Here is a 13,260-nt window from a genome sequence, read left to right on the forward strand (position 1 = left end):
TGCATCGCTGAAACCGGGTCATCCCGCCCGTCGGTCCCACCCCGTAACCTCGTGTACCGGTTGCCGCAAAGCAACCGGCACACGAGGTGCACCGACGGCCAGGGGGACACCGCACGATGACCAGCTACTCGGCTCCGGCGCTGGAAGCGCAGGCTCTGACGAAACAATTCGGTACCGTTCGCGCGGTCTCGGACCTGAGCTTCGTCGTTCCACGCGGAACCGTCACCGGATTTCTCGGGCCGAACGGCTCCGGCAAGTCCACGACACTGCGGATGCTGCTCGGCCTCGTCGCCCCGACCTCGGGCGTCGGCCTCGTCAACGGCGTTCCGTTTCGTACGGCGACCCATCCGGCCCGTACCGTCGGGGCCGTTCTCGACTCGCTGAGTCTGCACCCCAAACGCAGCGCCGAGCACCACCTGAAGATCTACACCGCGGCGATCGGGGTACCCGACAGCCGCGCCCTCGACGTCCTGAACCTCGTCGGTCTGGGCGACGCCGCGCACCGCGCAGCAGGCGGGTTCTCTCTCGGCATGCGTCAGCGATTGACGTTGGCAACAGCTCTACTCGGCGATCCCGAGATCCTCGTACTCGACGAACCCGCGAACGGCCTCGATCCCGAGGGGATCGCCTGGCTTCGAGACTTCCTCAAAGCGTTCGCGGCATCGGGGAGAACCGTCCTGGTATCGAGCCACATTCTGCGCGAGATCGAGCAGACCGTCGACACTCTCGTCATCGTCAGCGCCGGCACCCTGATGTACCAGGGATCCATCGCTCAGCTGCGATCCACCCGCCCGAGCCGCGTGCTCGTCGCCGCGTCCGACCCGGCGAAACTAGCCCTGGCATTGGCGTCCACCGGACTCACCGACACCCAACTGCTGCCCGACGGACGCATCGGCGTCGCAGGTGCCGACGCTGCCACCGTCACGCGCATCGCGGCCGACGGTGGGGTCACGGTCTTCGGCACCACCAGCGAACACGTCGACCTCGAGCAGGTGTTCCTCTCCATGACCGCCGGTCAGTACACCGCAGCACCCGTCCAACCCACTGCATACGGACCGCCTCCGGGATACGGGCCGCCGCCTGGATACAACCAGGGGTACTCACCGCCGCCACAGAACTACGGACCACCGCAGAACTGGAACGGGGGTTCGCGATGAACGCGCTGTTGACATCCGAGATCCGCAAGGTCACCACACTGAAGTTCTGGTGGGCGCTGGCGATCGCACCGATCGTTGTCGGCGTGTTCGCGTCCGTCATCACCTCGGTGATCGCGAACCAGCTGGGCGAGTTCGAGGAAGATCTTCAGATCGCCGGCGGTGTCGCCTCCATCGGCCTGTACGTCGCCGCGGGTGCCGCCATCCTGTTCGCCGGCATCTTCGGCGCGGTCAACGCCGGAACCGAGTTTCGACACAAGACCATCACCACCAGCTTCCTGACGGCCCGCGGCAGGGACGGCGTCGTTGCCGCCAAACTCATCGTCACCGCCCTGTTCGGCCTGGGGTACGGCCTCGTCGTGCTCCTGGCGAGCCTGGTGTGTCTGCTGATCTTCAGCCAACGAACAATCGTCCTCGACGGCGCTTTCATCGGCGTCGTCGCGTCGTGCTTGCTCGCCGTGGTGCTGTGGTCGCTCATCGGAGCCGGGCTGGGGTTGCTGCTCAAATCCCCGACCTGGGCCGCCATCGTGCTCGTCGCCTGGCTGCCGTTCGGTGAAGGACTGCTGTCCCTGATTCTGTTCGGAGTCGGTTTCGGACCGGTGGCAACCGCGCTGCCGTCGAACCTGACATTGCCGACGATGGCCGCGACACAATTGGACGATGCGGGCGACCTCGCGTCGTGGCCGTGGGCTCCGCTCGGACTTGCCCTGTGGGCCGTGATCCTCACCGGTGGCGGTTGGTTCCTCGCCCGTACCCGGGACATCGACTGACCACCGCATCGGTGGGGATGTTCGCCCGATCCTGCTGTCGGTAGCCGGGTCTACCGTGTGAATCGATGGCACACAGCGAATACGTGAAGGATCGAGCAGCGTCGGGCAGCAATACGGGCAGTACCCGTCTGCTGGAAACCGCCCCCGGCTCGTCCGGCGTACCCACCGACTCCCGGCCGACCACCGCGTCGTCGATCACCGCGTCGTCGATCACACGGCGTGGCTGGATCAGACGTCTGCTCGCGCAGTGCATGTTGCACCGGCGGACGGCACTCGGCGCACTGGGCGTGACGATGATCGCCGCGCTCATCGACATCTCGTTTCCGCTGCTGACGCGCCTCGCGATCGACGACGCCAGCGCAGGCAAGAACGACGTGATCGCCGGAGTCGCGATAGCCATCGCACTGCTGGGTGCTCTCCGGTTCGCCTGCCAGTTCGGTCGGCGCATGCTCGCCGGGCGCCTGTCGATCGATGTCCAACACGATCTGCGGATGGACCTGCTGGCGTCGCTGCAGCGACTCGACGGTCGCAAGCAGGACGAAATCCGAACCGGCCAGGTCGTGTCGAGATCGATCACCGACCTGCAGTTGGTGCAGGGTCTGCTCGCCATGGTGCCGCTGTCGGCCGGGGCAATTCTGCAGTTCGTCCTGGCCCTGGTCGTGATGGCCTACCTCTCACCGCTGCTCACCCTTGTCGCGGTCGTCATCGTTCCCGCGGTCAGCGTCGTCGTCTACCGGATGCGACCCACCCTCTTCGCTGCCACCTGGTCAGCACAACAGCGCGCCGCCGATCTGGCCCAGCACGTGGAGGAGACCGTCACCGGAGTCCGGGTGGTCAAGGGCTTCGGGCAGGAAGCGCGTGCGGTGGATCGCATCGAAGCTCTCGGGCGCAGGCTGTTCGCCGAACGTATGCGCTCGGCCCGCATCAATTCACGGTTCGCACCGACCATGGCAACCATTCCTCAGCTCGGACTGGTCGGCGTCATCGCTCTCGGCGGCTGGTTGGCACTGCACGGCCACATCACCATCGGCACCTTCCTCGCCTTCGCCACCTACGTGGCCACGCTGTCGGCCGTCACCCGAACCGTGTCGTCGGTGGTGATCATGGCGCAGCTCTCCCGCGCGGCCGTCGAGCGCGTCTACGAAGTGGTCGACACCGAGCCGACCGCACCGGAACCGGCGCACCCCATCGCACTGCCCGACGGCCCCCTCGGCCTCCACCTCACCGGCGTCACGTTCGGATTCGAGGCAGAGCGCAACGTTCTCAGCGACCTCGACCTGAGCATCGCCCCCGGGGAGACGGTGGCCGTCGTGGGACACGCGGGCTCGGGAAAGACCGCGCTCTCCCTGCTGCTCCCCCGCTTCTATCGCCCTACTCGCGGCCGGATCGCGGTGACCTCCGGGGACACGTCCATCGACATCGACGACCTGGATTCCGCGTCACTGCGCGAAGCGGTGTCGTTGGTCTTCGACGAGCCGTTTCTGTTCTCCGACACCATCGCCGCCAACATCGCGCTCGGCAGGCCCGAGGCAAGCGCGGAGGAGATCGAACACGCGGCTCGGCTGGCTCAGGCCTCGACCTTCATCGACGCTCTGCCCGATGGCTACGACAGTCTCGTCGGCGAACGCGGCCTCACCCTCTCGGGCGGGCAACGCCAACGCATCGCCCTGGTTCGCGCCCTGTTGGTCGAGCCGCGGATTCTCGTCCTCGACGACGCCACCTCCGCCGTCGACGCCGAGACCGAGGCCGCCATCTTCGACGCACTGCGCGGCGTGCGTACCCGGGCGACCCTCGTCCTCGCACACCGCCGATCGACACTGACGTTGGCCGACCGAGTAGCCGTCCTCGACGGTGGACGCATCATCGACACCGGCACAGTCGACGAACTCGACGAGCGCTGCCCACTGTTCCGCGCTCTCCTCGCCGGCGGAGACGAGAACGAACACAGCGACGCCGCACCGGAACCGCGCACGGAACCGTCGGCGGCGATGCTCTGGCCGGACGATGCTCTGGAAGCCGCATCGAACCCCGGTGGCGCGATGCCGCCCGCAGGTGCCGGAGGCGGAGGCACCCACGGCGCAGCGATGGCCGGCGCATTCGGCTCGTTGGCACCGACGCAGGCCATCTCCGACGCGGTGGCAGCCCTGCCACCGGCAACGGAGGAACCAGGCGGATCGGGACAACAGTTGCGTCGACCCGACCCGGAATTCCGGCTCTCACGACTGCTGAGTCCTGTCCGGCTGCTGCTGGCAGGTGTCGTGGTGCTGCTGGCGCTCGACTCGATCGCCTCCATCGCCTTCCCTTCACTCGTCCGGTACGCGGTGGACAGCGGCGTGGCCCGCGGGGACTCCGACACCCTATGGATCGCAACGTCGATAGGCGTCGCCCTGGCTGCTGCCAGCTGGTTCGTGGTCTGCGCGACGACCGTGCTCACCGCACGAGCCGGCGAGCGGGTGCTGTTCGGATTGCGAGTACGCAGCTACGCGCACATTCAGAGACTCGGGCTGGACTACTACGAGCGCGAGCTGTCCGGGCGCATCATGACGCGAATGACCACCGACGTCGATGCGCTGTCGTCGTTCATCCAGACCGGCGCGTCCACGGCCGTGGTCAGCGTGCTGACCGTCGTCGGCATCGCGATCGCGCTGCTCGTCACGGATACGACACTCGGGCTGGTCGCCCTGGCGGTCGTGCCGCCGCTCGCCGTCGCAACCGTCGTCTTCCGACGCATCTCCTCGGCTGCGTACTCGACCTCGCGCGAACGCATCTCCATCGTCAACGCCGATTTCCAGGAGAACGTCACCGGACTGCGCGCAGCGCAGGCATACCGACGTGAGGAGTACGCAGCCTCCCGCTTCGCCGAACGCAGCAACCGCTACCGAGCGAGCCGCATGCGATCGCAGACCGCGATCTCGGTGTTCTTCCCGTTCATCACGCTGCTCTCGGATGTCGCGCTGGCCGTCGTCGTCTTCGTCGGTGCGCATCAGATCGCCACGGGCACCGCCACCGCGGGCACCCTGGTGGCGTTCGTGTTGTACCTCGGACTCCTCTTCGGCCCGATCCAGCAACTCTCGCAAGTATTCGACGGCTACCAGCAGGCCCGCGTCGGCGTCGGCCGAATCGGAGACCTCCTACGCACGACGAGTTCGATCGAAACAGCGACAGCGACCGGGTCCGGTGCAGTCGTCGGCGATCGCCTGCACGCCGACATCGACCTCGTCGACGTCAGCTTTCGGTATGCCGGAGCTCACTCCGACGCGCTCAGTGAGGTATCTCTCAGCATCCCGGCCGGCACCACCGTCGCATTGGTCGGTCGCACCGGAGCAGGCAAATCCACCGTCGTGAAGCTGCTCGCTCGGTTCTACGACCCGACCTCGGGATCGGTACGCGTGGGTGGCCACGACCTTCGCGACTACCGGTTGTCGGACTACCGCCACCGGCTGGGCGTCGTACCGCAGGAAGCCCACCTGTTCACCGGAACCATCGCGTCGAACATCGCGTACGGCAGGCCCGACGCCAGCAGGGCCGACATCGAGAACGCGGCACGCTCGGTCGGAGCCCTCGACACCATCGCTGCACTTCGCGGCGGTATGCAGCAACCTGTCGGAGAACGCGGCCAAGGGTTGTCGGCCGGCCAGCGACAGCTGATCGCGCTGGCCCGCGCCGAACTGGTGGATCCCGATCTACTCCTGCTCGACGAAGCGACCGCGACCCTCGATCCGGCCACCGAACGCAAGGTCCTCGAAGCCAGCAACGCCGTTGCGCGAACCCGCACCGCAGTGGTCGTCGCGCACCGATTGGCCACCGCCGCACGAGCGGATTTGATCGTGGTCGTCGACGGTGGTCGTATCGTGGAAGTCGGACGACATTCCGAACTTCGCAAACGGGACGGCTTCTACGCCACATTGTGGGCTGCAGCCGAAACGAACCGGGGGAATAATTCGATAGTCAACGGGGTCATCGACAACGAGGCCGATGGTTACCGGTGAGTACATATCACAGCTACGTCCCGGACGCACGCGATCTCGACCGGAGGTCTAGCCTGGAGTCGTACGCGCGCTGATCGGGAACGAAGACAGAAACGAGGCGAACTACTGCCGTGAGCAGCAGCTCTACTACCCAATTCGGACAAAATCAATGGCTGGTCGACGAGATGTACCAGCGGTTCAAGCAGGACCCGTCCTCCGTCGACGCGAGCTGGCACGAGTTCCTCACCGATTACGACCCCGAAGCCGTGATCGACGAGAACCCCATCTCCAACGGTAAGTCCGGTTCCAACGGCTCGGCCTCGAACGGCAGCTCGGCCAAGTCCGCTCCTCCCGCAGCACCCGCGCCTCCTGCGAAGCCCGCCGCCTCGGCCGCGAAGACCGAAGCCCCGAAGAACGAAGCTCCCAAGAAGACCGAAGCTCCCAAGAAGACCGAAGCCCCCGCGAAGGCCGCAGCTCCCAAGGCTGCTGAAACCAAGCCTGCTCCGGCGAAGTCGGCCCCGGCCAAGCCGGCCGAGAAGAAGGCAGCCCCGGCCAAGCCCGCCGCTGCCGAATTCGGTGAAGAGTCGAGCAAGATTCTGCGCGGCGCAGCTGCAGCGGTTGCCAAGAACATGTCCGCTTCGCTGCAGATTCCGACAGCTACCAGCGTGCGAGCCATCCCGGCCAAGCTCATGGTCGACAATCGCCTCGTCATCAACAACCACCTCGCGCGTACCCGCGGCGGCAAGATCTCGTTCACGCACCTGCTCGGCTACGCCATCGTGCAGGCCGTCAAGGCGTTCCCGAACATGAACCGCCACTTCGCCGAGGTCGACGGCAAGCCCAATGCCGTCACTCCGGCGTCGATCAACCTCGGTCTGGCGATCGATCTTCCCGGCAAGGACGGCAATCGTTCCCTCGTCGTCGCGGCCATCAAGAACACGCAGGACTTCACGTTCACGCAGTTCTACAACGCGTACGAGGACATCGTCCGGCGCGCCCGCGACGGCAAGCTCACCGGCGAGGACTTCCAGGGCGTCACGATCTCGCTGACCAACCCCGGCGGAATCGGCACCGTCCACTCCGTCCCGCGCCTGATGAACGGCCAGGGTGCCATCATCGGTGCCGGTGCCATGGAGTACCCGGCGGAGTTCCAGGGTGCCAGCGACGAGCGTCTCGCCGAGTTCGGCGTCGGCAAGCTCATGACGCTGACCTCGACGTACGACCACCGCATCATTCAGGGTGCGGAGTCGGGCGACTTCCTCAAGACGATCCACAATCTGCTGATCAGCGATGAGTTCTACGACGAGCTGTTCCATTCGCTCAAGATCCCGTACGAGCCGATCCGCTGGCGCAAGGATCTGCCCGAGGGCACCGTCGACAAGAACACCCGCGTGCTCGAGCTCATCGCGGCGTACCGCAACCGCGGTCACCTGATGGCCGACACCGACCCGTTGCAGTTCACCAAGGACAAGTTCCGGATGCATCCGGACCTCGACGTGATCAGCCACGACCTGACGCTGTGGGATCTCGACCGCGAGTTCAAGGTCGGCGGATTCCACGGCAAGGACAAGATGAAGCTGCGCGACGTGCTCAGCGTCCTGCGCGACTCGTACTGCCGCCACGTCGGCGTCGAGTACACCCACATCCTCGAGACCGAGCAGGTCTCGTGGCTGCAGGAACGCGTCGAAGCCAAGCACGTCAAACCGACTGTGGCGCAACAGAAGTACATCCTCAGCAAGCTCAACGCAGCCGAGGCCTTCGAGACGTTCCTGCAGACCAAGTACGTCGGACAGAAGCGCTTCTCGCTCGAAGGTGCCGAGTCGGTCATCCCGATGATGGACTCCGTCATCGACCAGAGCGCCGAGTACGCCCTCGACGAGGTCGTCATCGGCATGCCGCACCGCGGTCGCCTGAACGTGCTAGCCAACATCGTCGGCAAGCCGTACTCGAAGATCTTCACCGAGTTCGAGGGCAACATGAACCCGGCTGCCGCACACGGCTCCGGTGACGTGAAGTACCACCTCGGTGCCGAGGGCACGTACATCCAGATGTTCGGCGACAACGACATCAAGGTCTCGCTCACGGCGAACCCCTCGCACCTCGAAGCCGTCGACCCCGTTCTCGAAGGCCTCGTCCGGGCCAAGCAGGACCTGCTGGACAAGGGCACCGGCCAGGGCGGTTACTCCGTGCTGCCGCTGATGCTGCACGGCGACGCGGCCTTCGCAGGCCAAGGCGTCGTCGCGGAAACGCTGAACCTGTCCGATCTGCGTGGCTACCGCACCGGCGGAACCGTGCACATCGTCGTCAACAACCAGGTCGGCTTCACCACCTCGCCGGAGTTCTCGCGCTCGTCCGAGTACTGCACCGACGTGGCCAAGATGATCGCCGCGCCGATCTTCCACGTCAACGGCGACGACCCCGAGGCATGTGCCTGGGTGGCTCAGCTGGCAGTGGACTTCCGTCAGAAGTTCCACAAGGACGTCGTCATCGACATGATCTGCTACCGCCGTCGCGGACACAACGAGGGCGACGACCCATCGATGACCCAGCCGGCGATGTACGACGTGATCGACACCAAGCGCAGCGTCCGCAAGAGCTACACCGAATCGCTCATCGGCCGTGGCGACATCTCGCTCAAGGAAGCCGAGGACGCGCTCCGCGACTACCAGGGGCAGCTCGAACGCGTCTTCAACGAGGTACGCGAACTCGAGAAGTACACCCCGGAGCCCAGCGAATCGGTCGAACTCGACCAGCAGTTGCCGACCAAGCTCACCACCGCCGTCGACAAGGCCGTCCTGCACCGCATCGGTGATGCGCACCTCGACATCCCCGAGGGATTCAATGTGCACCCCCGCGTCAAGCCGGTGCTCGAGAAGCGTCGGGAAATGGCGTACGAGGGCAAGGTCGACTGGGCCTTCGGCGAACTGCTCGCACTCGGCTCGCTCGTGGACGAGGGACGCAACATTCGTTTCTCGGGCCAGGACACCCGCCGCGGCACGTTCACGCAGCGGCACTCGGTGATCATCGACCGCAAGACCGGTTCCGAGTACACGCCGCTGCAGAACATCGGCAGCGACAACCCCGGCAAGTTCATGGTCTACGACTCCGCGCTGAGCGAGTTCGCGGCCGTCGGCTTCGAGTACGGCTACTCCGTGGGCAACCCGGACGCACTGGTGATGTGGGAAGCGCAGTTCGGCGACTTCGTCAACGGTGCCCAGTCCATCATCGACGAGTTCATCTCGTCCGGTGAAGCCAAGTGGGGACAGCTCTCCGACGTCGTGCTGCTGCTCCCGCACGGCCACGAGGGTCAGGGCCCGGACCACACGTCCGGACGCATCGAACGCTTCCTGACGCTGTGCGCCGAAGGATCGATGACCGTCGCACTCCCCTCGACCCCCGCGAACTACTTCCACCTGCTGCGTAGGCATGCGCGTGACGGAATCCGTCGCCCGCTGATCGTCTTCACCCCGAAGTCGATGCTGCGCAACAAGGCAGCAGTGAGCAACATCGAGGACTTCACCGACGGCAAGTTCCACTCGGTGTTCGACGAGCCCACCTACGACACCGGCACCGGCGACCGCAGCAAGGTCAAGCGCGTGCTGATGGTCAGCGGCAAGCTCTACTACGAGCTCCTCGCTCGCAAGCAGAAGGACAACCGCGACGACGTCGCCATCGTCCGAATCGAGCAGCTCTACCCCGTGCCGACGCGTCGAATCCGGGAAGCACTCGAGAGCTACCCGAACGCAACGGAATTCCGCTGGGTTCAGGAAGAGCCTGCGAACCAGGGTGCCTGGCCGTTCTTCGGTCTCGCACTGCCCGAACTCATGCCCGAAAAGCTGGTCGGCATCAAGCGCATTTCCCGTCGCGCCATGTCCGCACCGTCCTCGGGATCGAGCAAGGTGCACGCCGTCGAGCAACTCGAAATCATCGACGAGGCCTTCGACAAGGTCGGCGAAGACTAGATCTCCGACAGCGACAAGCGGCCCACTCCTTCGGGGGTGGGCCGCTTTCGTCGTTTCTGGGCGCACCCGGGTTGGGATCAATGTGGGATTCAGTCGGTCAGACTGCAACAAAGCCGCATTCATTCGGCTGTGGCCTCGGCCGCACTTCGGATGAATGCGGGATTCAGTCGGTCAGACTGCAACAAAGGGACATTGATCCCAACTGGGGAGGACCTGCAACCGGGGAGGACGTCCAACCGGGGAGGACCCCGAACCGGGGGGACGCACACTAGGGCGGGGCTCAGGCGCCGGCGTCGGCTCCCAGCAGCGCGGAGATCATGCCCGGGGCCAGGGCGACAGCAGGTAGGGCGTTGACGTTCAGGTCGATCAACTCGTCGCGGGTGATCTGTGGATTTCTGAGCCAGGTGATGGTGGCTTCTTCGACGAAGGCGATCCACCCGCGGACGGCGAGGTCGATGGTGGGGGTGACATCGACGTCGAGTTGAGCGAGTTGGACGAGAGTGCGATCGGCCATGGTGGTGCGGGTCTGCTCGAACACCTCGCGCATCTGGGGGTCTCCGCTTGCCGTGCCGCGGAGCAGGGAGATGAAGGTGTCGCGTTTCTCGCTGACGTAATCGACGTAGTTGGCGATGGAGTCGCGCAGAATCTCGAAGGGTTCGAGGTCGGGGTCGGGTGCAGTCCGTTCGATCATCGACCGCGACGCCTCGCGGACTATTTCGAGGTGAAAGTCCTGCTTGGACGCGAAGTAGTGGAACAGTAGACCTCGGGAGACTCCGGCCTGATCGGCGATGTCCTCGACGGAGATCTGTTCGAGTGGCCGATCGGCGAGCATCTCGGTGCCGAGCTCGATCAGCTGCGCTCGTCGTTGCTGCGGACTGAGTCTGGTCCTTTTCGTCGTCGATACTCCAGCGCGGTTCACATCCGCCATGCAATCATCCTATTGAATAGTAGTCAATAACTATTGACTCACACTCAGTAAGCTTCTAGTCTGCTCTACATGAGTCTTCCCGTAACAGATACTTCGGACCGCGCAACGTCGCCGCGTCACGTCGATACGCTGATCATCGGCAGTGGTTTCGCCGGGCTCGGAGCGGCGATCAAGCTGACCAAGGCAGGCAAGAAGAACTTCGTCGTCGTCGAACGCGGCCACGATGTGGGCGGTACCTGGCGCGACAACACCTACCCCGGTGCAGCCTGCGACGTGCCCTCGCACCTGTACTCGTACTCGTTCGCGCTGAACCCGGAGTGGACTCGTTCGTTCTCCACCCAGCCCGAGATCCAGAAGTACATCGCCGGAGTTGCGCGCAAGTACGGCGTCATGGACAAGCACGTCTTCGGCACGGACGTGACGTCGGCGCGATGGAACGCCTCCACCAGCCGCTGGGACGTCGAGACGACCACCGGCAACTACACCGCCAAGATCGTCGTCTCGGCCGTCGGCGCACTGTGTGAGCCGAACCTGCCCGACATCAAGGGAATTCACGACTTCGAGGGCGACGTCTTCCACTCCGCTCAGTGGAACCACGACGTCTCGCTCGCCGGTAAGCGCGTCGCCGTCATCGGGACCGGCGCGTCGGCGATCCAGATCGTTCCCGCCATCGCAGGCCAGGTCGAGCACCTCGACGTCTACCAGCGCACCGCGCCGTGGATCCTCCCTCGCGCCGATCGCCCGTACACCAAGCTCGAGCGCTTCGCTTTCAAGCACGTGCCCGGCTTCCAGCGCCTCGCCCGCGCCGGCATCTACGCGATGCGTGAGACCCAGGTCGTCGGACTGGCGAAGAACCCCGCGTTCATGAAGCCGCTGCAGTGGGCGTCCGAGAATCATCTGCGCACGCAGATCAAGGACAAGGCACTGCGCGCGAAGGTGACCCCGAACTTCCGCATCGGATGCAAGCGCATGTTGATCTCCAACGCGTACTACCCGGCTCTCGCGCAGAGCAACGTCGACCTCGTGACCGACGGCATCGCCGAGATCCGCACGGGATCGATCGTCACCAAAGACGGCACCGAGCGCCCGATCGACGCACTCGTCGTCGCCACCGGCTTCCACGTCACCGATTCGCCTGCCTACCAGGCCATCGTCGGCAAGGACGGCCGGACGCTGGCGCAGACGTTCGACGACGGCGGACAGCAGGGCTACAAGGGCGCCGCGGTGGCGAACTTCCCGAACATGTTCTTCCTCGTCGGCCCCAACACCGGCCTCGGGCACACCTCGATGGTCTTCATGATCGAGTCGCAGATCAACTACCTGGTCGACGCCTTGAACACCATCGACAAGCACGACATCGGGACCATCGAAGTGCGCAAGGACGTGCAGGACGAGTACAACGTGACTCTGCAGGACCAGCTCGCCAAGAGCGTCTGGATGAACGGTGGCTGCGCCAGCTGGTATCTGGACAAGCACGGAAACAACACCACCCTGTGGCCCGGGTTCACGTTCGAGTTCCGTCGTCAGACCAAGCATTTCGATCTCGATGCGTACCGTAGCGTCGCAACCGCAGATCTGACCTCCGCGTCGGCGAGCACGGCCGCCGGCAACAACACAGACAAGGTGTCCGCACGATGAGCACATTCACAGGCAAGGTGGCCGTCGTCACCGGCGCGGGTTCGGGAATCGGCCGGGCCCTGGCCCTCGAGCTGGCCGGACGCGGAGCCAAGCTCGCACTGTCCGACGTCGACACTGCCGGACTCGACGAGACGGTGCGCCGCGTCGAAGCACTCGGTGCCGAGGTGAAGTCCGATTTCCTCGACGTCTCGCAGCGCGAGACCGTGCTGGACTATGCCGAGGCCGTCGTCGCGCATTTCGGCAAGGTCAACCAGATCTACAACAACGCGGGCATCGCCTACCACGGTGACGTGGAGAAGTCCTCGTTCAAGGACATCGAGCGCATCGTCGACGTCGATTTCTGGGGCGTCGTCAACGGCACCAAGGCATTTCTGCCGCACATCAAGGCCTCCGGTGACGGCCACATCGTCAACATCTCCAGCCTGTTCGGCCTGTTGGCGATGCCGTCCCAGTCCGCGTACAACGCTGCGAAGTTCGCCGTCCGCGGATTCAGCGAGTCGCTGCGCATGGAGATGTTGATCGCGAAGGCTCCGGTGAAGGTGACCGTGGTGCACCCCGGCGGCATCAAGACTGCCATCGCCCGCAATGCCACCGTCGCCGAGAATTTCGACCAGGCCGACGTGGCGAAATTCTTCGACAGCAAGTTGGCGAAGACCACCCCGATCGACGCGGCCAAGACCATTCTCAAGGGCGTCGAGAAAGGCCGGGGTCGCGTGCTCATCGGTTCCGACGCCATCGCGCTCGATCTGCTGCAACGCATCACCGGCTCGCGGTACCAGGGTCTGATCGCTGCGGTGTCCAAGCGTGCCATGCCACGGTCGAAGAAGTAGGCGGGTCGCG

Annotated in this window: 7 protein-coding genes; 6 read left to right on the top strand and 1 reads right to left on the bottom strand. The window is 65.0% G+C overall.

Translation table 11 applies throughout. The features are described 5' to 3' along the window. Positions 1-116: 116 nt before the first annotated feature. The 4 genes from J1M81_RS09680 (at position 117) to J1M81_RS09695 (ending at position 9,854) form a co-directional block, all read left to right on the top strand. Positions 117-1,157, top strand: a complete 1,041-nt coding sequence (locus J1M81_RS09680; protein ID WP_032375502.1) for an ATP-binding cassette domain-containing protein — start codon at positions 117-119, stop codon at positions 1,155-1,157. Then, the gene (locus tag J1M81_RS09685; protein WP_032365398.1) at positions 1,154-1,924 is read left to right on the top strand and encodes an ABC transporter permease; all 771 of its coding nucleotides are present in this window, start codon (positions 1,154-1,156) and stop codon (positions 1,922-1,924) included. Before J1M81_RS09680 ends, J1M81_RS09685 begins: the two co-directional genes overlap by 4 nt. Before the next feature lie 251 nt (positions 1,925-2,175). Next, entirely contained in the window at positions 2,176-5,913 is a 3,738-nt protein-coding gene (locus J1M81_RS09690) for an ABC transporter ATP-binding protein (RefSeq protein WP_241257892.1), read from the top strand. 110 nt (positions 5,914-6,023) lie between these two features. Beyond that, entirely contained in the window at positions 6,024-9,854 is a 3,831-nt protein-coding gene (locus J1M81_RS09695; protein ID WP_206497980.1) for a multifunctional oxoglutarate decarboxylase/oxoglutarate dehydrogenase thiamine pyrophosphate-binding subunit/dihydrolipoyllysine-residue succinyltransferase subunit, read from the top strand. A gap of 280 nt (positions 9,855-10,134) precedes the next feature. Here J1M81_RS09695 and J1M81_RS09700 read toward each other — a convergent pair whose 3' ends face one another. Further along, the gene (locus tag J1M81_RS09700; protein ID WP_032375500.1) at positions 10,135-10,782 is read right to left on the bottom strand and encodes a TetR/AcrR family transcriptional regulator; all 648 of its coding nucleotides are present in this window, start codon (positions 10,780-10,782) and stop codon (positions 10,135-10,137) included. A gap of 69 nt (positions 10,783-10,851) precedes the next feature. On the opposite strand from J1M81_RS09700, the gene J1M81_RS09705 reads away from it, so the two are divergent. Together J1M81_RS09705 and J1M81_RS09710 are read left to right on the top strand one after the other, a co-directional pair. Further along, a complete protein-coding gene (locus J1M81_RS09705; protein ID WP_032375499.1) occupies positions 10,852-12,420 on the top strand; it encodes an NAD(P)/FAD-dependent oxidoreductase in 1,569 nt (522 codons plus the stop codon). Beyond that, positions 12,417-13,250, top strand: a complete 834-nt coding sequence (locus J1M81_RS09710; RefSeq protein ID WP_032365394.1) for an SDR family oxidoreductase — start codon at positions 12,417-12,419, stop codon at positions 13,248-13,250. The genes J1M81_RS09705 and J1M81_RS09710 overlap by 4 nt, the downstream gene beginning before the upstream one ends. Positions 13,251-13,260: the final 10 nt, after the last annotated feature.

It is taken from the genome of Rhodococcus sp. KRD175 (genome assembly GCF_017168275.1).
Lineage (GTDB): Bacteria > Actinomycetota > Actinomycetes > Mycobacteriales > Mycobacteriaceae > Rhodococcoides > Rhodococcoides fascians.